Below are 18,989 nucleotides of genomic sequence, written 5' to 3'. Positions count from 1 at the left end.
CCGGCGGCGCGGTCAGATGAGCTGACGGCGGGCGGCCCAAGCCACGGCCTCGATCGCGGTGGCGACTCCGATGCGGTCGCAGATACCCCGTAGTCTCCGGCGTACCGTGCGCCCGCTGATATCCAGTCGTCTGCCCACCCGGTCAACCGTGACTCCCTTGGCAAGCTCCGCCAGCAACGCCAGATCCGCATGGCTGAGCTCGACGCCCTCAGTGAGCACATACATCGGGAGCCCTCCCCCCAACAGCAGAACTCGAGACGTCTCTGTCCGAGCAGAGCTGCTCGTCTCGCAGACGGTAAACGCATTCTGGAAAGGTCGTCAAGCAAGCCAATCCTCACATTTGACGATCAACATTGACATGATCCTCTATATGTGAAGTACTCGCCATATGTCGGCACACTTCGGGGCCTGATGGGCGAGCACAGCCGTCCTTACAAGGGCTCCGACCCACCACTGCCGAGCATCGCGGACATGCTGGGCTTCGATCCTTGAGACATGGCTTTTCCTCCGCGCCCCATATACGAAATATCGGGAAATACAGCGGCATGCGCCACTCTTTCGTACCCCGGGTCGGCGGTACGTACGAGCCCTGCCGCACGATCCCCCTTTCGGACACGGTTCCGACCCGCTCGGCAAAGGCGATCCGACAGAGCCGGTGGAATCGTTCCTGCTCATGGACTCCCGGCCGCCTGAGCGGGCCGGCCAAGAGAGCGCGCCCGCGGGCGCGGGCCGAGACGATCGCAACCGAGCTGATCTGAACGCTGCCGAACGAGGCCGAGCTGATCACTGCTCTCCTACTCGCCGCCGGGCACGGGACCGCTGTCAACCTAACCGTCGACGGCGTCCTGAACGTTACGCGGCACACGGCGGGCACGGCCCGTACGCCTCATGCGGTGAGCGGGTGGTCAGGCAGTGGCGTCGTACGTCTTCCTGGCCGCTTCGACGGTCTGGATGTTGGCCTCGGCCCAGCCCTTGATCGCGGCCACCAGCGGCATCAGGCTCTCGCCAAGCGGGGTGAGCTCGTAGTCGACCCGGACCGGCACCGAGGGCGTGACCGTGCGCCGCACCAGGCCGTCGCGCTCCAGCCCGCGCAGCGTCTGGGTGAGCATCTTCTGGCTGACGCCCGCGATGCGCCTCGACAGGTCGCTGTAGCGGCGCGGCCCGCTCGCCAGGCCGGTGAGCACCAGCGTCACCCATTTGTCGCTGAGCCGGTCGAGCAGCTTCCTCGACGGGCACTCCGCGAAGTAGGCGTCGAACGCCTGCTTGGCCTCCTCGCGCCGGCCGGCCGCCGTGGTCGTCGCCATTTCTTCGTCCCTCCAGTTGAGTTACGCACTCGCAGGTGCCTACTTACCAGAAGAGAGTAACTCTTCCTAGGGTCGCAGGCATGACGAACATGCGCGCGCTCATCGGCGGTACCGGCTCCCCACGGCTCGTGGAGGTGCCGGTGCCGGAGGCGGGACCGGGACAGGTGCGGATCAGGATGTCGGCGGCCGGGATGAACCCCTTCGACCTTGCGGTGGCCGCGGGAACACTGGCCGACCACGGCGTGGCCAGGAAGCTGGATTCCTACGGGCTCGGCTTCGACGTGGCCGGGACGGTCGACCAGGTGGGCGAAGGGGTCTCTTACCGCATCGGGGACGAGGTGATCGCGCTGGTGGCCAGGCTGGAGCTGCCGGTCAAGGCGCAGGCTGAGTACGTGGTGGTCGACGCCTCGGCCGTGGCGAGGGCGCCCCGGGGCGCGTCGGCCGTGGCGGCGGCGACGATCCCGCTCAACGCGTTGACCGCCTGGCAGGCGCTGGACCGCGCCCCGCTCGCTCCGGGACGGACGCTGCTCGTGACGGGCGCCGCGGGAGCCGTCGGCGGTTACCTGGTCGAGCTGGGCGCGGTGCGGGGTCTCCGGGTGGTGGCGGCGGCCGGAGACGGCGACGAGGAGCTCGTGCGCGGGCTGGGCGCCGAGTGGTTCGTTCCCCGGTCCGCGGATCTGGCGTCGGCGGTGCGGTCCCTGGTGCCCGGTGGCGTGGACGCGGTCGTGGACGCGGCGGTATTGGGGCTGGGCGCGCTCGACGCCGTACGGGACGGCGGCACGTACGTCTCGTTGACGCCCGGGGTGACGGTCATCCCGCTGCGTGGCACGGACGTGGCGTCGGTGTTCTTCAGGGCGGACGCGGCTCAGCTCGACGAGGTGGTGCGCCTGGTCGAGGCGGGCCGGATCACGCTTCGCGTCGCGGGCACGTACCCGCTGGAGAAGGCCGCCGACGCGCACGCCCGCCTCGCGGCGGGCGGCCTGCGTGGACGGCTCGTGCTGGTGCCGTGAGCCGCCCGACGCATCGGCCGGTGAGTCAGCTGCTCGCCGGCCGAGCGCCGTACGACGCGGCCGCGCGGATCAGGACGTAGCCGCACGGGTCAGGACGTAGCCGTGCGGGTCAGTGGGTCGGCTTGACCAGCGGGAACAGGATCGTCTCCCGGATGTTCTTGCCGGTGAAGGCCATGATCATCCGGTCGATGCCGGCACCCATGCCACCCGTGGGCGGCATGGCGTACTCCAGCGCCTGCAGGAAGTCCTCGTCGAGCTGCATGGCCTCCAGATCGCCGCCGGCGGCCAGCAGGGACTGCTCGACCAGGCGGCGGCGCTGCTCGATCGGGTCGACCAGCTCGGAGTAGGCGGTGCCCAGCTCGGTGCCGAACCCGATGAGGTCCCACTTCTCGGTCAGCAGCGGGTTGTCGCGGTGCTGGCGGGTCAGCGGCGAGGTCTCCAGCGGGTAGTCCATGACGAACGTCGGCTGGATGAGCGTGTGCTCGACGAGGGCCTCGAAGATCTCCTGGACGAGCTTGCCCTGGCCCCACTTCGGGTCCCAGTGGACATCCCGCTTGTCAGCAAATTTCCGGACCTGCTCGATCGGGGTGTCGGTGGTGACCTCTTCGCCGAGCGCCTCGGACACCGTCCCGTACAGCGTGACGCGCGGCCACTCCGGGATGCCCAGGTCCACCTCGACGCCGTCGTGGACGACCACAGAGGTGCCCAGCGCGGCCACGACGGCCTTCTGGTACATCCGCTGGGTCAGGTCGGCCATGTCGTTGTAGTCGAGGTAGGTGCCGTAGGCCTCGAGCATGGTGAACTCGGGGTTGTGCGTGGAGTCCGCGCCCTCGTTGCGGAAGTTGCGGCTGATCTCGAAGACCTTCTCGATGCCGCCGACCACGAGCCGCTTCAGATAGAGCTCGATCGCGATGCGAAGGTAGAGCTCCATGTTGTAGGCGTTGATGTGGGTCTTGAACGGCCGGGCCGTCGCGCCGCCGTGGATCGGCTGCAGCATGGGCGTCTCGACCTCGAGGTAGCCCTCCTCGTGCCAGAAGTCACGCACCGCGCGCACGGTGGCGCTGCGGATCCGGGCCATCTCCCTCGCCTCGTCGTTGACGATGAGGTCGACGTAGCGCTGGCGGACCCGGGCCTCGGGGTCGGTGAGGCCGACGTGCTTCTCCGGCAGCGGGCGCAGGCACTTGGCGGTGATCTGCCAGCGGTCGGCCAGGATCGACAGCTCGCCGCGGCGGGAGGTGATCACCTCGCCCTCCACGCCCACGTGGTCGCCCAGGTCGACGTCGCGCTTCCAGGCCGCGAGCGACTCCTCGCCGACCTTGTCGAGCGAGATCATCACCTGCAGGTCGCCGCCGCCGTCGCGGAGCGTGGCGAAGCAGAGCTTGCCGCCCACGCGGTTGAGCATGACGCGGCCCGCCACGCCGACCTTGTCGCCGGTCGCGGTGTCCGGGTCGAGGCCCTGGTATTTCTCCCTGACCTCGGCGTTGGTCGCCGTGCGGGGAAAGGTCACCGGGTAAGGATCGACGCCTTCACTGCGAAGGCGGTCGAGCTTCTCCCTCCGGATGCGCATCTGCTCGGGAAGTTCGTCGCTCACAGCATCAAAGAGTAGGGGATATGGCGAACTGCAAGGGCTCGTCACCTCTCTGCAGGGTGCTTGCAAGAGCTCCCCCTTACTAATGACACATCGAGCTCAGGGGGGGACCGGCACAGTGCCGGCCCAGGGGAGCTCAAGGAGAAATCATGATGAAGAAGCTCGCGACCGGCCTCGCCGCCGTCGCCGCCACGAGCGCGCTGGCCTTAGCGCTGCCCACGGCCGCCAGCGCCAGCACCACCGACGACTACTCCGAGTCCTGGGGCCCGGTCTACTCGCAGCACTACCAGGCCAAGGCCTCCGGTTGGATCGGCGTGGAGTGGGATGACGACGAGGAATCAAACACGGTCACCGTCAAGGGCAAGCTCTGGGACCTGGACAACCGCAGCTACGACGAGGGCGGCAAGTGCGCCTACGTGAAGTTCCAGGCCAGCGACTTCGACGAGGACTGGTCGACGGTCTACAGCAAGAAGTACTGCGGCTACCCCGCCTTCAAGCGCTTCTCCTTCGACACCGACGACGCCTCCAGCATCAGGGTGAAGGTCTGCCAGATCGGCCTCCACAGCAGCTCTCCGAAGAACTGCGGCAGCTGGGAGTACCTGTACACCAACGAATCCGAGTAAGACGGTCCACGAACGCAAGCGGCCCCCTCACCCGAGCGGGGGGCCGCTTGTTCATGTCGTGTTGCGGTTGTAGATCAGACGCAGGCCGATCAGCGTCAGCCACGGCTCGTGCACGTCGATCGTGCGCGACTCGCCCACCACCAGCGCCGCGTGGCCGCCGGTGGCCACCACGGTCACCTCGTCGGGGTCGTCGGCCAGCTCGGCCGTCATCCGCTCGACGATGCCGTCGACCTGGCCCGCGAAGCCGTAGATGATGCCGGCCTGGAGTGCTTCGACCGTGTTCTTGGCGATGACCGAGCGCGGCCTGACCAGCTCCACCTTGTGCAGCTGGGCGCCCGCCGCCGCCAGGGCGTCGACGGAGATCTCGATGCCGGGCGCGGTGACCGCGCCGATGTACTCGCCCTTGGCCGACACCGCGTCGAACGAGGTCGCGGTGCCGAAGTCGACGATGACGCAGGGGCCGCCGTACTGGTCGATGGCCGCCAGCGCGTTGACGATGCGGTCGCTGCCGACCTCCTTGGGGTTGTCCATGCGGACGGGCACGCCCGTGCGTATGCCCGGCTCCACGATCACCGCGGTCACGTCGCCGTAGTAGCGGCGGCACATCTCGCGCATCTCGTTGAGCACACTCGGCACGGTCGAGCAGATCGCGATGCCGCTGACATCGGCTCCCTTGAGCAACGGCGACTGGCCGAGCAGTCCCTGGAGCACGACCGCGATCTCGTCGGCTGTGCGGCGGGCGTCCGTGGCCAGCCGCCAGTGCTCGATGACCTCCTCGCCCTCGAACAGGCCGAGCACCGTGTGCGTGTTGCCGACGTCGATCGTTAGCAGCATCGATTACCCCCGTAGATCCAGTGCGATGTCGAGGGCCGGCGCCGAGTGCGTGAGCGCTCCCACCGCAAGGTAGTCAACGCCAGTTTCGGCTACATCACGGGCCGATTCCAAGGTCAACCCCCCACTCGCCTCAAGCTTCGCCCGATTTCTCACCATGTGGACGGCTTGGGCGGTCTCCTCGACCGTGAAGTTGTCGAGCAGGATCTCCTCGGCCCCTTCGTCGAGCACCGGACCGAGCTGGTCGATCCGGTCCACCTCCACCTCGATCGGCAGCTCCGGATAGCGCTCTCTCACCGCGCGGAACGCCTCGGCCACCCCGCCGGCGGCCACCACGTGGTTGTCCTTGATCAGTGCGGCGTCCGACAGGGACATCCGGTGGTTGACGCCGCCGCCGCAGCGCACCGCGTACTTCTCCAGCGCCCGCAGCCCGGGCAGCGTCTTGCGGCTGTCCCGCACCCTGGCCCGGGTGCCGCTGATCGCCTCGACCCACCTGCCGGTCAGCGTGGCGACGCCCGACAGGTGGGTGAGCAGGTTGAGCGCGGTACGTTCCGCCGTCAGCAGGCCCCTGACCGGCCCCTCCACGGTCATCAGCACGTCGCCCGCCCGGACGTGCTCGCCGTCCTTGGCCCTTCGTTCGGTACGGGCGGCGCCCAGCCGGACGAACACGGCCTCGGCGACGGCCAGCCCGGCGACGATGCCGTCCTTGCGCGCCACCACGTCCGCGATCGCGCGCTGCTCCGCCGGGATGGTGGCCAGGCTCGTCACGTCGCCCGCCTCCTGCAGGTCCTCGTCGAGGGCCCGGTCGATCAGCGCGTCGATCTCCGCCGGGTTCAGCCCGGCGGCGGCGAGCTCCTGCGCCAGTCGCGGCGGCGTGGTGTCGCCGTGCGGCGTGTACGTCATCTGCGGCCCCTCTTCGGTCAGGGTCACGTCCAGGTGGCCCAGCCATTCATTGTCGTCCCGGTCGGGGAAGTCCTCGCGCCAGTGCGAGCCGCGGGTCTCCAGCCGCGCCTGGGCCGCGCCCACCAGCACGGTGGCGACGGTCAGCAGGTTCGTGGCCTCCCACGACTCGGTGCACGGGAGCACCTGGACCGGGGTCCAGCGGGCGTCGCGGAGCGCGCGCGCCGTCTCCGCGAGCGACTCGCGGCTACGCAGCACGCTCGCTCCCCCGCTCATGCGGGCCTGGACCCTGGCGCGGATCCTCGGGTCGGCCAGCCCCGTCGCCGCCCGGCTCGCGACCACGTCACCCGGCGCCGGCCGTACCGCTGCCTGCTCCCTCGCGACCTCATCGCCCGACGCCGACCGTACCGCCGCCTGCTTCTCAGCCCCGCGGACCGCGTGGATGTCCGCGGCGATGCGCTCGGCGAAGACCAGGCCCTCCAGCAGTGAGTTGGACGCGAGCCGGTTCGCGCCGTGCACGCCCGTGCACGCGACCTCGCCGCACGCGTACAGGCCCTCGATGGAGGTACGGCCGTGCAGGTCGGTCCTGACCCCGCCGCTCGCGTAGTGGGCGGCGGGGGCGACGGGGATGGGCTCGGTGGCCGGGTCGATGCCGTGCTCGCGGCAGACCTCGTAGATCGTGGGGAAGCGGGTCTTCCACCGATCCTCGCCGAAGTGGCGGCCGTCGAGGAAGACGTGGCTCTGCCCGCTTTCGCGCATGGTCCGCATGATGGCCTTGGCGACCACGTCGCGCGGCGCGAGGTCGGCCAGCTCGTGCACGCCCTTCATGAACGCGCGGCCCTCGTGGTCGATCAGGAAGGCGCCCTCGCCCCTGACCGCCTCGGAGATCAGCGGCTGCTGCCCGGTCGATTCCTCGCCGAGCCACAGCACCGTGGGATGGAACTGGACGAACTCGATGTCGCGCACCACAGCCCCCGCCCTGAGCGCGAGCGCGACGCCGTCGCCGGTCGAGACGACGGGATTCGTCGTGGACGAGTACACCTGCCCCATGCCGCCGGTGGCCAGCACGACCGCCCGCGCGTGCACCGCGCCCACGCCGTCGCGCGCGCCCTCGCCCATGACGTGCAACGTCACGCCCCTGGCCCGGCCGCGCGCGTCCGTCAGCAGGTCGAGGACCAGCGCGTGCTCGATGACCTCCACCGAGCCCGCCCTGACCGCCTCGACCAGCGCCCGCTGCACCTCGGCGCCGGTGGCGTCGCCTCCCGCGTGCACGATCCTGTCGCGCCGGTGGCCGCCTTCCCTGGTCAGTTGGAGCTCACCGTCGGGGGTCCGGTCGAACCGGGCGCCGCGCTCCATCAACCGCCGCAGCGCCCCGGGGCCCTCGGTCACCAGCGTCCGTACGGCCCGTACGTCGCACAGGCCCACCCCGGCGACCAAGGTGTCGTTCAGATGCTCGTCGGGGCTGTCGCGCGGATCGAGCACGGCCGCGATCCCGCCCTGAGCCCAGCGGGTGGACCCGGACGAGAGCACGTCCTTGGTGACGACGAGGACCTTGGCCGCGGGATCCAGCTCGGCGTAGCGCAGGGCCACGGTCAGCCCCGCGATGCCGGAGCCCACGACGACCACGTCGGCCTCGGCGATCCAGCCGGGATCGGGGGCCGTCAGTCGGAGGGGAATCGCCGGTGCGCTCATGGAGTCTCCTCAAAGAGGCGATTTCGTCACTATGACGATAACGCCATCGGAGGATGCGATGACTCCGGGGGGTGGGTCTGTCAAGCAGGGCGCAGCGTCAGGACGACGTTGTCGATCAGCCGGGTGGTGCCGACCTTGGCGGCGACCGCGAGCACCGCCTCGCCCTGGAAGAGCTCGTACACCTCGGTGAACGTGGCCGGGTCGACGAGCACCAGGTAGTCGAGCGCGAGCCGGGGCGCCGCGGCTTCGAGTACGGACAGCGCCGCCGCGCGGATCTTCGACGGGACGGACTCCGCCGCGCCCGCCCGCAGGGCCGTGGAGAGCGCGAGGGCGACCTGCCGCTCGTCGGCGGACAGGTAGCGGTTGCGGCTCGACAGCGCCAGGCCGTCGGGCTCGCGGACCGTGGGGGCGCCGACGATGTCGATCGGCAGGTCGAGGTCGGCGACCATCCTGCGGATCATGGCGAGCTGCTGGGCGTCCTTCTGGCCGAAGATCGCCACGTCGGGCTGGACGAGGTTGAACAGCTTGAGCACGACCGTGAGCACGCCGTCGAAGTGGCCGGGCCGGACCGCGCCCTCGACGATCGTGCCCATCTCCCCGGACTGGACGCTGACCTGGCGGTCGGGGGGATACATGTCGTCGGCTGTCGGAGCGAAGACGACGTCCACGCCTTCGTCCCGGCACGCCTCCAGGTCCGCGTCGAACGTCCGTGGATAGCGGGAAAAATCCTCGTTTGGGGAGAATTGCAGGGGGTTGACGAAGATGCTGACCACGACCTGGTCGGCGCGGGTGCGGGCCTCGCGGATCAGGGAGCGGTGGCCCTCGTGCAGCGCGCCCATCGTGGGCACCAGGGCGACGCTCCCCTGGCCGCGTGCTTTGACCAGGTCGGTGCGGTTCCTGGCGACGATCAGGTCCATATGTTGCCTCCGAGCGCGTCGAGCAGGCGCTCGGCCTCTTCGGGCTTCAGCAGCCCTGCGGCGAGCGCGCGGTCCGCGGTGAGCCTAGCGAGGGCGATGTAGGCGTCGGCCGCCTCGGGGGCGGCCAGGATCAGCGCGTCGACGTGCTTGCGCACGGTGCCCGCGTCACCCCGCACCACGGGGCCGGTCAGCCCGGCGATGCCGAGCCGGAGCACGTTGTCGAGCGCCGCGCCGAGCAGCGGGCCGAGCATGATCCCCGGATGCTCGACGCCGATCCCCCGCAGCAGCTCCTGCGACTCCGCGATGAGCGTGACCATGTGGTTGGCCGCCCCGGCCAGGGCCGCGTGATAGAGGGCACGGTCGGCCTCGGCGATCCAGACCGGCTCGGCGCCCATCTCGATGACCAGGGCCTCGGCGATGGGCCTGAGCGGATCGGGCGCCGTCACGCCGAACGAGATGCCGGTGATGCGGTTGAGGTCGTCGTCCCTCCCGGTGAACGTCATCACCGGATGGAGCGCGAGCGGCAGCGCGCCCGCCCTGGCGGCCGGGTCGAGCACCGACAGCCCGTACGCGCCGCTGGTGTGCACGAGCAGCTTGCCCTGAAGGTCGGCGCCGGTCGACGCCAGCCCGTTGACCAGATCGGGCAGCGCGTCGTCGGGCACGGTGAGCAGGATCAGCTCAGCGACCTTGACGACCTCCTCGGGCCGGGTCGGCTGCACACCGAGCCGCTTCGCCGCCCACCGCTGCGAGGCGTCGGAAACTCCGCTGGCGGCGACCACGTGATGCCCGGCCTGAGCCAGTGCGGCACCGAGCACCGAACCGACCTTGCCCGCGCCCAGCACACCCACTGCCAACCGCCCCGGGCGATCCCCTGCGTCCATGACGTCCACCCCTGTCGACCTGATGGCACTGCCGTTCAGCGTAACGGCCGCTTGAGACTACGTACGTGACCAGGCTTTTGCTGCATGTTGAGTTACCGACAAATGGGACAAGGGCATATAAAACTATGCACCCCCTGTCGGAAGAGATGAGGAGAGGGGTCATCGCATTGGTGGCGGGCGCCGAGTTGCGACCCGACGCCCGCGTAGAAATGCGAGCCTCTTGGAGGTGCGGACTTGGCCGGCCAGGTCCTCGTTTCGGCGAGCCATGAGATAGTCCAGGGCATGTGGCTCACCTGGCGCGCCGCGATGCGGCACGCGCTTTATGGCGAGGACGGCTTTTACCTTCGCGAGCGCCCTTCGGGCCACTTTCGTACCTCGGTCAGCGCCTCGGCGGCATTCGCCGAGGCGGTTCTGGCGCTGCTGACCCAGGTCGACGCCGAGCTCGGCTCGCCGGACCGCCTCGACCTGGTCGACATCGGCGCGGGAGAGGGCGTTCTGGTCGCCCGCGTGCTCGACGCCGCCGACCCCGCACTGCGCGCCCGGCTCAACATCACCGCCGTCGACCTCTCGCCCCGGCCCGACGGCCTGCCGGAGAGCATCGCCTGGCGATCCCGGATCCCGTACGGCATCACCGGGCTGGCGATCGCCAACGAGTGGCTGGACAACATCCCGCTCGACGTGGCCGAGCAGACGGCCGACGGGCCGCGGCTGGTTCTGGTCGAGACCGAGACAGGTGAGGAACGGCTGGGCGACCCGGTGCCCGGCATCGGCCGCGCCTGGCTCGACCGGTGGTGGCCGCTGGGCCGCATCGGTTCGCGCGGGGAGATCGGGTGCCCTCGGGACGCCGCCTGGGCGGCGGTGCTGACCCGGCTCAGCAGGGGGCGCGCGGTGGCCATTGATTATGCACACCCTGTGGATAACCGTCCCTGCCACGGCACGCTCACCGGGTACCGCGACGGTGCGGTCGTGGCGCCCATACCCGACGGGACCTGCGACATCACCGCGCACGTGGCGCTCGATGCGTGCGCGGAGGCCGGTCGGCGGGCCGGTGCGATATCCACAGGCTTGTCCACACAGCGGGATGCGCTAAAGGCTCTGGGGGTCACCGGCACGCGTCCGCCCATCGACCTCGCCCACCTCGATCCGCCGGGCTATCTGCGGGCTCTGGCCCGTGCCTCGGAGGAGGGGGAGCTGATCGACGCGAAGGGTCTCGGCGGCTTCGGCTGGCTCACCCAGGACCGCTGACCCTGGTATTCGGCGCGTCATCACGACTACCCCTTGTTCCCGCACTTCCCGCCGTACTTCGGCTGGGGTCCTTCTGGGGAGAGGGGCGGCTGGGGTCCTTCCGCCGTGCTTCGGCCTGAGGAGCGGGGCGGCGGTTGTTCGCGGGGTCGGAGACGGAGCGGTCTGTGCGAAAGCGCGGCTAGCCGGTTGTGAGGTCGAGGGACTGCAGGCCTCGGATGACGTAGCCGGGCTTCCACTCCGGCTCGGTGACGAGCTCCAGCTTCGGCGCCCGCTCCAGCAGGACACCGAACGACTCGATCAGCTCCAGGCGGGCCAATGGGGCACCGAGGCAGAAGTGGATCCCGGCCCCGAAGGAGATGTGCGGGTTGTCCGGCCGCCCGACGTCGAGCCGGTCCGGGTCGTCGAACACCGTCTCGTCCCGGTTGGCCGAGCCGAACAGCAGCGCCACCTCGGCCCCGCGCGGGATCTCGGCCCCGTGCACCTCGATGTCCTCCAGCACCCACCGCTCGAACATCTGCAGCGGGGTGTCCCAGCGCATCAACTCCTCGACGGCCGTGGGCAGCAGGCTCCGGTCCGCGCGCAGCCGGGCCAGCTCGGCGGGGTTGCGGAACAGGGACCACCAGCCGTTGCCGGTCACGTTCACGGTCGCCTCGTGGCCGGCGTTGAGCAGCAGCACACACGTGCCGACCAGCTCGTCCTCGGTGAGCTCGTCGATCGCCGCGAGCGCGCTGATCAGGTCGTCGCCCGGTCGCACGGCGCGCTCGCGCGCCAGGTCCGCGAGGTAGCCGGCGAACTCCGACGCCGCCTTGGCGGCCAGGTGCTGCGACTCCAGGCTCGGGTTCAGCTCGTACATGCGGCAGATGTCGGCCGACCAGGGGCGCAGCAGGTGCCGGTCCGCCTCGGGCACGCCGAGCATCTCCGCGATGACGGTCACCGGCAGCGGCTCGGCCACCTCGGCGATCAGGTCGCCGCCGCCCTTCTCGACGTACGCGGCGACCAGCCCCTCCGCGATCGACCTGACCCGGGGACGCAGCGACTCGACCATGCGCGGCGTGAACGCCTTGGAGACCAGCCGGCGCAGCCTGGTGTGCACCGGCGGCTCGACGTCGAGCATGCCCGCCCTGGTCACCCGCCAGAACGGCTCCTGGAACTCCGGCTCGGCCGGTCGGCCGAACTCCTCGTGCGTGGCCACGTGCAGGTAGGAGCGGCCCAGGCGACGGTCTCTGAGCAGCGCGTTCACGTCCGCGTGCCGGGAGACCAGCCACTGACCCGTCGGCTCGAAGTAGCTGACGGGCGCGTCATGCCTCAGCGCCGCGTAGGCGCCGTACGGATAGGCGACAAAATCCGGATTCCAGGGGTCGAAGCGCACTATTTCATCTTATGAGGATGCTTGCTTGGCATGCCTGCTGCGCATCCGGATGTTGAGCAGCTCCACGATGACCGAGAATGCCATCGCGAAGTAGATGTAGCCCTTCGAGATGTGCTGGCCGAGCCCCTCGGCGATGAGCACCACCCCGATCAGCACCAGGAACGCCAGAGCCAGCATCTTGATGCTCGGATGCTTGTCCACGAACCTGCTGATCGGCCCCGACGCGAACAGCATGACCAGCACCGCCACGATCACCGCGGCGATCATCACGCCGAGCTCGTCCACCATGCCCACGGCGGTGATCACCGAGTCGAGCGAGAACACCACGTCCAGCACCATGATCTGCGCGATCACCGAGGCGAACGACGTGACGGCCCGCGTCTTGCCGTCCTCCTCCTTCAGCTCCATGCTGTGCCCGATCTCGGTGACGCTCTTGGCCAGCAGGAACAGACCGCCCAGCAGCAGGATCAGGTCGCGCCCCGATATCTCGTGGCCGAAGACCTCGAACAGCGGCGCGGTCAGCCGCACCACCCACGACAACGCGAGCAGCAGGAGCAACCGGCTGATCAGAGCCGCGCCCAGACCCATGACGCGGGCCCTGTCACGCTGCTCCGGCGGCAGCTTCCCGGCCAGGATGGAGATGAAGATGATGTTGTCGATACCGAGCACGATCTCCAGCGCGACCAGGGTGAAAAACCCGATCCAGATCTGAGGGTCGGTCACCCAGTCCAGCATTAGTACTCCTCACGGCAGGGGTTTCAGGTTCCAACGAGGCAAGGGCCGCAGAAGTTCACCGTTGTGATTGATGGCCGAGTGTCGGTTATAGTGCGGGGTGTAGGTCATGAGTGCCAGCGCACAGCCCCGGCTTGCTGGCCGGCAACCCTCGCGTCCGCGGCGGGGTGCCCCGGGTGAAGACCTGGTCCGTCACGAGGTGTGGCGGGCAAGCGCGGGCTTGCTGGGTGCTCCAGGGGTCCGATGTCCCCAGGAGGTGCGCCATGTCCACTTTGACGATTTTCAGCTCCCTGCCCGCCCAGGCCACCGAGACGCCGGTCGGGCACAGCCGTCCGATCCCCGCCGTGCTCGGCACGGATCTGGAGGTCCCGGTCAAGGGCGGCCGGCTCGTGACGTACGCGAACCTCGACTACGCGGCGAGCGCCCCCTGTCTGGAGCCGGTCAGCGCCGCCGTCACCGCCGCGCTCCCGGCCTACTCCAGCGTGCACCGCGGCGCGGGGTACGCCTCCCAGCTCACCACGGCCCGCTACGAGCAGGCCCGCCACACGGTCAGGGCCTTCGTCGGCGCCCGCCCCGACGATGCCGTGATCTTCACCCGCAACACCACCGACGCCACGAACCTGCTGGCCCGCTGCCTGCCCGAGGGCACGACCGCGGTCGTCTTCGACACCGAGCACCACGCCTCGCTCCTGCCCTGGAAGCGGTCCGTACGGCTGGCGCCGCCCGCCTTCCCCGGTGAGGCGGTCCGCGTGGCCGACGAGGCGCTGGCCGGGATCGACGGCCCCAAGCTGCTGGTCGTCACCGCAGCCTCGAACGTCACCGGCGAGCTCTGGCCGATCGCCGCCCTGGCGCACATCGCGCACCGCCACGGGGCCCGGATCCTGGTGGACGCCGCCCAGCTGGTGCCGCACCGGCGGCTCAACCTGACCGCGCTCGACCTCGACTACGTCGCCTTCTCCGGCCACAAGCTCTACGCCCCCTTCGGCGCCGGGGTGCTGGTCGGCCGCCGTGACTGGCTCTCGTCCGGCGAGCCGTACCTGAAGGGCGGTGGCGCGGTGCGTTCGGTCGCCGCTGACGTCCAGGAAGGTGACGTCCAGGAAGGTATCGAGTGGCATGACGATGCCGAGCCGCGGCACGAGGCGGGCACCCCTAACGTGCTGGGTGCCATCGCCTTGGCCGCCGCCTGTGACGCGCTCAGCGCGACCGGCTGGACCGAGCTGGTGCGCGAGGAGGAGCGGCTGATCGCCCGGCTCCGGTCCGGGCTGGCCACGATCGAGGGCGTGCGCGAGCTGTCGCTGTGGGGGCCGGACCAGCCGCGCGTGGGCATCGTCTCGTTCGTCGTGGACGGGCACTCGGCGCGCGAGGTGGCCGAGGTGCTGTCCGGCGAGTACGGCATCGGCGTGCGTGACGGCAAGTTCTGCGCGCACCCCTTCGTCCGGCACCTGCTCGGCACCGCGGACGGCGGCTGCGAGGACGACACGGCCTCCGCGGTGCGTGCCTCGATCGGCATCGGCACCACGGAGGAGCACGTGGACCGCCTCGTCGACGCACTCCGGGACCTCGCCGCCCGCTGAGGTCAGCCGGGCGGTGGGCGTCTGCGCGATGGCTCGTCGGCGACGGTCTCATCGAAGTACCCGGTGGGGCGCGTGGACATGGGTCTGGTGGTGTCCGCCTCCGGTCTGATGGAGGTGGCCGGGGCGTGACCGGCCAGATCCTGCTCGGCCGCGCGGCGCTCGGCGCGCCGCCGGTACGTGCTGTGCAGGATGCCGTCGATCCCGATCCGGCCACCGCCCAGCGCCACGAGCAGCAGGCAGACCACGCCCAGCGCGCCGGCGAGCTCCCAGCCGCCGTTCTGCACCATGACGCCGTGCCCACCGTGGACGAACATGATCGCGCCCAGCATGTCGACCAGCAGCCCGAGGGCCGCCAGCCGGACCAGCAGGCCGATGATCAGCAGCGCCCCTCCGACGCTCTCCACGACGATGGCGAACAAGGCCGAGAGCTGCGGCAGCGGCACGCCGATCTGAGCGAAGGCGGCGGCCGTGGCCGGCACCCCGCCCTGCAACTTCTGCCACCCGTGGGTCACGAAGATCACACCGATCGCCACTCGCGCGATCAGGGCGGCCAGATCAAAGCCAATTCTTTGCACGGTATAACTCCCCCCGTTCCCGGTATTCCTCCCCTGTCAGGTAGGCAGGATGCGCCGGCATAACGTTCCTTGACCCTGTCCTGTGCTGGATCACCACCACTGCTGGTGGCAGCATTGCCATATGACGGAACGCGTGGTCGGGATCGGCGTCGGGGCGAAAGAGCTGGCCACCGAGGACATGATCCTCAATATCGGCCCTCAGCACCCGTCGACGCACGGCGTGCTCAGGCTGCGGCTCACCCTCGACGGCGAGCGCATCGCCACGGCCGAGCCGATCATCGGCTACATGCACCGGGGCGCGGAGAAGCTGTTCGAGGTCCGCGACTTCCGGCAGATCATCATGCTGGCCAACCGGCACGACTGGCTGGCGGGGTTCGCCAACGAGCTGGGCGTGGTCCTGGCCGCCGAGCGCATGCTGGGCATGGAGGTGCCGGTCCGGGCCGTCTGGGCCCGTACGCTGCTGGCCGAGCTCAACCGGGTGCTGAGCCACCTGATGTTCCTCGGCTCGTACCCACTGGAGCTGGGCGCGATCACGCCGATCTTCTACGCCTTCAACGAGCGCGAACGCATCCAGGCCGTGATGGAGGAGATCTCCGGCGGCCGGATGCACTACATGTTCAACCGGGTCGGCGGGCTGAAGGAGGACCTGCCGCTCGGCTGGCTCGACCGGGTGTCGGAAACCGTCGCCGAGACCCGGCGCCGCGTGCCGGACATCGAGAATCTCATCCTGAACAACGAGATCTTCCTCGCCCGCACCAAGGGCGTCGGCGTCCTGTCCCGCGAGCAGGTCCTGCAGTACGGCGTGAGCGGCCCCATCGCCCGTGCCTCCGGCGTCGACATCGACCTGCGCCGCGACCAGCCGTACCTCGCCTATCCCGAGCTGCCGGTGAAGGTCGTCACGCGTAGCGCGGGCGATTGCCACGCCCGCTTCGAGATCCTCCTTGAGCAGCTCAAGGTCTCGCTGGAGCTGGCCGACGCCTGTGTCGACCGGCTGCGCTCGCTGCCGCCGGGCCCCATCAACCAGCGGCTGCCCAAGGTGCTGAAGGTGCCGGAAGGGCACACGTACGCCTGGACCGAGAACCCGCTCGGCATCAACGGCTACTACCTCGTGTCCAAGGGAGACAAGACCCCATGGCGGCTCAAGCTGCGCTCCGCCTCCTACAGCAACATCCAGGTGCTCCGGGAGATGCTGCCGGGGCACCTCGTGGCCGACATGGTGGCGATTCTCGGCTCGATGTTCTTCGTCGTGGGTGACATCGACAAGTGACCGGCGTCGTGACTCCGCAGCGGGACAAATACGTCGACTGGCTGCGCGCCCTCAGCCTGATCGTCGTGGTGGTGTGGCACTGGGCGTTCACCATCCTGCAGTGGAAGCCCGATGGGCCCGAGCCGACCAGCCCGCTCGGCTTCACCTCGGGGCTGTGGATACTCACCTGGCTGCTTCAGGTGCTGCCGCTCTTCTTCTACGTCGGCGGCCACGTCCACCTGCTGTCGTGGAACCGCGCCCAGGCGCGCGGCGTCGGCATCGGCCGGTTCGTCTGGCGGCGCATCCGCGCGTTGTCCGCTCCCGCGCTCGTGCTTGCGGGCGTGTGGATCGCCATCGGCGCGGTCGTGACCTGGGTGTTCCACGTCGAGTGGATGTGGCGGGTGGTGCTGCTCGTGCTCAGCCCGCTCTGGTTCCTCGGCGTCTACCTGGTACTGATCGCGCTGCTGCCCGTGGCGCTGTGGCTGCACCGCCACTACGACGTGCTGGTGCTCATCTGGCTGGGCGGCGCCGCCCTGGTGGTCGACGTGGTCCGCTTCCGGTACGGCGTCGAGTGGGCCGGCTGGCTGAACATGATCATCGTCTGGGGGCTGGCCCACCAGGCCGGCTTCTTCTACGAGCGGGTCGTCATCCTGCCCCGGCGCTATGACGTGGGCATCCTGTGGACCGGGCTGTTCGCCCTGTTCGGCCTGGTCTACTCCGGCATCTACCCGGGCTCGATGGTCGGGGTGCCCGGCGACAAGTGGTCGAACATGGCCCCGCCCACCTTCGTCATCGTGGCGCTGCTGCTCTTCCAGATCGGGTTGGTGGAGGTGTTGCGGCCGTCGATGGAACGGGTCCTGGAGAAGCCCGGCTGGCGCCGGGTCAACGACACCATCAACCGCTATGCCCTGCCGCTGTTCCTCTTCCACACCACCGGTATGGCGATCGCGCTGGGCCTGCTGTGGTGGTTCTTCGGCACGCTCGGCGGCGAGGTGCCACCGGACCTCAGATGGTGGCTGGAGCGCCCGCTCGCCATCCTGGGCCCTCTGGTCTGCACCATGCCGGTCGTCTACCTCTTCGGCCGCCGGCGAGTCTCTGCCGAACATGTGCCTGACAAACGTTGAACATGGTCGCTAGCCACGGGCGGCCTGGCTCACGCGGGCACGCGCCGACGCCGCGCGGCTGGCCGACGAGGACCTGTCCGAGGAAGAGGACGCCTGGTGATCCGCGGCGCCATCTACCGGGTGGATCTGGGCGACGCGAAGCGGGGGCACGAGCAGCGGGGCCGTCGCCACGGTCTCGTGCTCAGCCCGGCGGACATGTCATGGAGCGTGGTCACGGTGATCCCTGCCTCCACCAGCGCGCAGGCCACCGTCTTCCGCCCCGAGGTGGAGTTCGGCGGGCGACGGACCAAGCTGCTCGTCGACCAGATCCGCACGATCGACGCCAACTTCATCCACGGGGAGCCCGTCTACTACCTGGGCCGCGACGAGCTGGCCGAGGTCGAGCATGCGGTCACGCTCTACCTGGGCCTCTGATCCTCGGGATCCTTGGGGATGCGGCAGGCGTGCTCCAGGAAGAGGGCCGCGCAGATCAGCACCACGAACGCCAGCAGCGAGCCCGTCGCGATGAAGAACTCGGCCCGCGGCGTCTCCCTGGTGAACAACTGGACCGTGTGCAGGGCGAACCCGCCGAAGAAGCCCGCGAACACCGCCCCCACGTAGGCAGACGCCTTGCCCAGTGCCGCCAGCCGGGCCACCGCCAGCGGCTCGACCGGCTTGGTGTCAGGTTTGTGGTCGATCCTGGCCTTCGTCACCCAGCCGCTGTAGGCCTCACCGACGGCCAGCAGCAGGACGGTGGGGATGGCGGTCCACGGCACGATGGGGAGGTCGGCGTAGAACTCCCGGACCACCATCCAGGAGACCAACGCCACGATCACGATGATGCCGACCAGCAGGCCGGGGCGGGTGGGCCTCAATCCGGCCTCTGCAGCTTGAGGTCCTCACGCAGCCGTACGCCGCTCTGGTCAAGGTCCGTGAGCAGGTCGGCGACCTGACCCTGGCCGGGCAGCACGCCGGCCGGGTCCACCTCCGACCAGGGGACGAGGACGAAGGCCCGCTCATGCGCGAGCGGATGCGGCAGCGTCAGGTCCGGGTCGTCGGAGATCGTGCCGCCCACGGAGATCAGGTCGATGTCGAGGGTACGCGGGCCCCAGCGTTCCTTGCGCTCCCGGCCGAAGGCGTTCTCGACGCTCTGCGCCCGCTCCAGCAGCGCGCGCGGCTGGAGCGTGGTCTCGGCGATGACGATCGCGTTGAGGAAGGGGCGCTGCCCGGCGGGACCGCCCACCGGGTCGGTCTCGTAGACGGGTGAGGCCGCGACGAACGACAGCCCCGGTGCGTCGAACAGTGTGTCGATGGCGCCCTGCAACGTCTGGAAGCGCCGCCCGAGATTGCTGCCGAGAGACAGTACGACGTTCACCTGCTGCTCCCCTCGCTCACGACG

At 69.6% G+C, this 18,989-nt stretch carries 19 protein-coding genes and 1 riboswitch; of the genes, 7 read left to right on the top strand and 12 right to left on the bottom strand.

What is annotated here, in order from left to right:
* Positions 1 to 12: 12 nt before the first annotated feature.
* A complete protein-coding gene (locus ACGFNP_RS49960) occupies positions 13 to 225 on the bottom strand; it encodes a LuxR C-terminal-related transcriptional regulator (RefSeq protein ID WP_214641953.1) in 213 nt (70 codons plus the stop codon).
* Positions 226 to 905: 680 nt separating this feature from the next.
* Positions 906 to 1,304 (bottom strand): helix-turn-helix domain-containing protein, encoded by a 399-nt coding sequence (locus ACGFNP_RS49955; RefSeq protein ID WP_358320496.1) that lies wholly within the window; start codon positions 1,302 to 1,304, stop codon positions 906 to 908.
* Positions 1,305 to 1,384: 80 nt separating this feature from the next.
* Between ACGFNP_RS49955 and ACGFNP_RS49950 the strand changes: the two genes are divergently transcribed.
* Positions 1,385 to 2,314 carry an NADP-dependent oxidoreductase gene (locus ACGFNP_RS49950; protein WP_393330316.1) on the top strand — a complete coding sequence of 310 codons (930 nt, stop codon included), beginning with the start codon at positions 1,385 to 1,387 and terminating at the stop codon, positions 2,312 to 2,314.
* A gap of 109 nt (positions 2,315 to 2,423) precedes the next feature.
* Here ACGFNP_RS49950 and lysX read toward each other — a convergent pair whose 3' ends face one another.
* Entirely contained in the window at positions 2,424 to 3,905 is a 1,482-nt protein-coding gene (lysX, locus tag ACGFNP_RS49945) for a bifunctional lysylphosphatidylglycerol synthetase/lysine--tRNA ligase LysX (protein ID WP_393330314.1), read from the bottom strand.
* A 146-nt stretch (positions 3,906 to 4,051) separates the two neighbouring features.
* Here lysX and ACGFNP_RS49940 point away from each other — a divergent pair, with 146 nt between their 5' ends.
* A complete protein-coding gene (locus tag ACGFNP_RS49940) occupies positions 4,052 to 4,525 on the top strand; it encodes a hypothetical protein (RefSeq protein WP_358320505.1) in 474 nt (157 codons plus the stop codon).
* A 51-nt stretch (positions 4,526 to 4,576) separates the two neighbouring features.
* On the opposite strand, the gene ACGFNP_RS49935 is transcribed toward ACGFNP_RS49940, so the two are convergent.
* The 4 genes from ACGFNP_RS49935 to ACGFNP_RS49920 form a co-directional block, all read right to left on the bottom strand.
* Positions 4,577 to 5,359, bottom strand: coding sequence for a type III pantothenate kinase (locus ACGFNP_RS49935; RefSeq protein ID WP_358320508.1), 783 nt, complete (start codon positions 5,357 to 5,359; stop codon positions 4,577 to 4,579).
* Positions 5,360 to 5,362: 3 nt separating this feature from the next.
* On the bottom strand, positions 5,363 to 7,948 hold the full coding sequence (locus tag ACGFNP_RS49930) for an L-aspartate oxidase (protein ID WP_358320512.1): 2,586 nt from the start codon (positions 7,946 to 7,948) through the stop codon (positions 5,363 to 5,365).
* 80 nt (positions 7,949 to 8,028) lie between these two features.
* Positions 8,029 to 8,865: a pantoate--beta-alanine ligase gene (panC, locus tag ACGFNP_RS49925; RefSeq protein WP_393330310.1), complete on the bottom strand. Its 837-nt coding sequence runs from the start codon at positions 8,863 to 8,865 to the stop codon at positions 8,029 to 8,031.
* Entirely contained in the window at positions 8,856 to 9,746 is an 891-nt protein-coding gene (locus tag ACGFNP_RS49920) for a DUF2520 domain-containing protein (protein ID WP_358320518.1), read from the bottom strand. The genes panC and ACGFNP_RS49920 overlap by 10 nt, the downstream gene beginning before the upstream one ends.
* 282 nt (positions 9,747 to 10,028) lie before the next feature.
* On the opposite strand from ACGFNP_RS49920, the gene ACGFNP_RS49915 reads away from it, so the two are divergent.
* Positions 10,029 to 10,991, top strand: a complete 963-nt coding sequence (locus ACGFNP_RS49915; RefSeq protein ID WP_358320521.1) for an SAM-dependent methyltransferase — start codon at positions 10,029 to 10,031, stop codon at positions 10,989 to 10,991.
* Between the two features lie 178 nt (positions 10,992 to 11,169).
* Here ACGFNP_RS49915 and ACGFNP_RS49910 read toward each other — a convergent pair whose 3' ends face one another.
* Together ACGFNP_RS49910 and ACGFNP_RS49905 are read right to left on the bottom strand one after the other, a co-directional pair.
* Positions 11,170 to 12,360 carry a cytochrome P450 gene (locus tag ACGFNP_RS49910; protein ID WP_393330307.1) on the bottom strand — a complete coding sequence of 397 codons (1,191 nt, stop codon included), beginning with the start codon at positions 12,358 to 12,360 and terminating at the stop codon, positions 11,170 to 11,172.
* 9 nt (positions 12,361 to 12,369) lie between these two features.
* Positions 12,370 to 13,095: a TerC family protein gene (locus tag ACGFNP_RS49905; RefSeq protein ID WP_358320526.1), complete on the bottom strand. Its 726-nt coding sequence runs from the start codon at positions 13,093 to 13,095 to the stop codon at positions 12,370 to 12,372.
* A 102-nt stretch (positions 13,096 to 13,197) separates the two neighbouring features.
* Positions 13,198 to 13,313, top strand: a riboswitch (SAM riboswitch).
* Between the two features lie 42 nt (positions 13,314 to 13,355).
* On the opposite strand from ACGFNP_RS49905, the gene ACGFNP_RS49900 reads away from it, so the two are divergent.
* Positions 13,356 to 14,666 carry an aminotransferase class V-fold PLP-dependent enzyme gene (locus ACGFNP_RS49900; RefSeq protein ID WP_358320529.1) on the top strand — a complete coding sequence of 437 codons (1,311 nt, stop codon included), beginning with the start codon at positions 13,356 to 13,358 and terminating at the stop codon, positions 14,664 to 14,666.
* Between the two features lie 2 nt (positions 14,667 to 14,668).
* Here ACGFNP_RS49900 and ACGFNP_RS49895 read toward each other — a convergent pair whose 3' ends face one another.
* The gene (locus tag ACGFNP_RS49895; RefSeq protein ID WP_393330304.1) at positions 14,669 to 15,241 is read right to left on the bottom strand and encodes a DoxX family protein; all 573 of its coding nucleotides are present in this window, start codon (positions 15,239 to 15,241) and stop codon (positions 14,669 to 14,671) included.
* Between the two features lie 121 nt (positions 15,242 to 15,362).
* Here ACGFNP_RS49895 and ACGFNP_RS49890 point away from each other — a divergent pair, with 121 nt between their 5' ends.
* The 3 genes from ACGFNP_RS49890 to ACGFNP_RS49880 all read left to right on the top strand — a co-directional run bounded on the left by ACGFNP_RS49890 (position 15,363) and on the right by ACGFNP_RS49880 (position 18,025).
* Positions 15,363 to 16,508: an NADH-quinone oxidoreductase subunit D gene (locus ACGFNP_RS49890; protein ID WP_393330301.1), complete on the top strand. Its 1,146-nt coding sequence runs from the start codon at positions 15,363 to 15,365 to the stop codon at positions 16,506 to 16,508.
* Entirely contained in the window at positions 16,505 to 17,611 is a 1,107-nt protein-coding gene (locus tag ACGFNP_RS49885) for an acyltransferase (protein ID WP_393330298.1), read from the top strand. The genes ACGFNP_RS49890 and ACGFNP_RS49885 overlap by 4 nt, the downstream gene beginning before the upstream one ends.
* Before the next feature lie 96 nt (positions 17,612 to 17,707).
* Complete coding sequence (locus tag ACGFNP_RS49880) at positions 17,708 to 18,025, top strand: type II toxin-antitoxin system PemK/MazF family toxin (RefSeq protein ID WP_358320541.1); 318 nt, start codon at positions 17,708 to 17,710, stop codon at positions 18,023 to 18,025.
* Here ACGFNP_RS49880 and ACGFNP_RS49875 read toward each other — a convergent pair.
* Together ACGFNP_RS49875 and folK are read right to left on the bottom strand one after the other, a co-directional pair.
* Positions 18,010 to 18,465, bottom strand: coding sequence for a DUF3180 domain-containing protein (locus tag ACGFNP_RS49875; protein WP_358320544.1), 456 nt, complete (start codon positions 18,463 to 18,465; stop codon positions 18,010 to 18,012). The genes ACGFNP_RS49880 and ACGFNP_RS49875 overlap by 16 nt on opposite strands.
* Positions 18,462 to 18,965, bottom strand: coding sequence for a 2-amino-4-hydroxy-6-hydroxymethyldihydropteridine diphosphokinase (gene folK, locus ACGFNP_RS49870; protein ID WP_358320547.1), 504 nt, complete (start codon positions 18,963 to 18,965; stop codon positions 18,462 to 18,464). The genes ACGFNP_RS49875 and folK overlap by 4 nt, the downstream gene beginning before the upstream one ends.
* Positions 18,966 to 18,989: the final 24 nt, after the last annotated feature.

The organism is Nonomuraea sp. NPDC049269, assembly GCF_043197155.1.
Taxonomy (GTDB): Bacteria; Actinomycetota; Actinomycetes; order Streptosporangiales; family Streptosporangiaceae; genus Nonomuraea.
The sequence above is the reverse complement of the archived record's forward strand: the minus strand, read 5'-3'. Positions and strand labels throughout refer to the sequence as shown.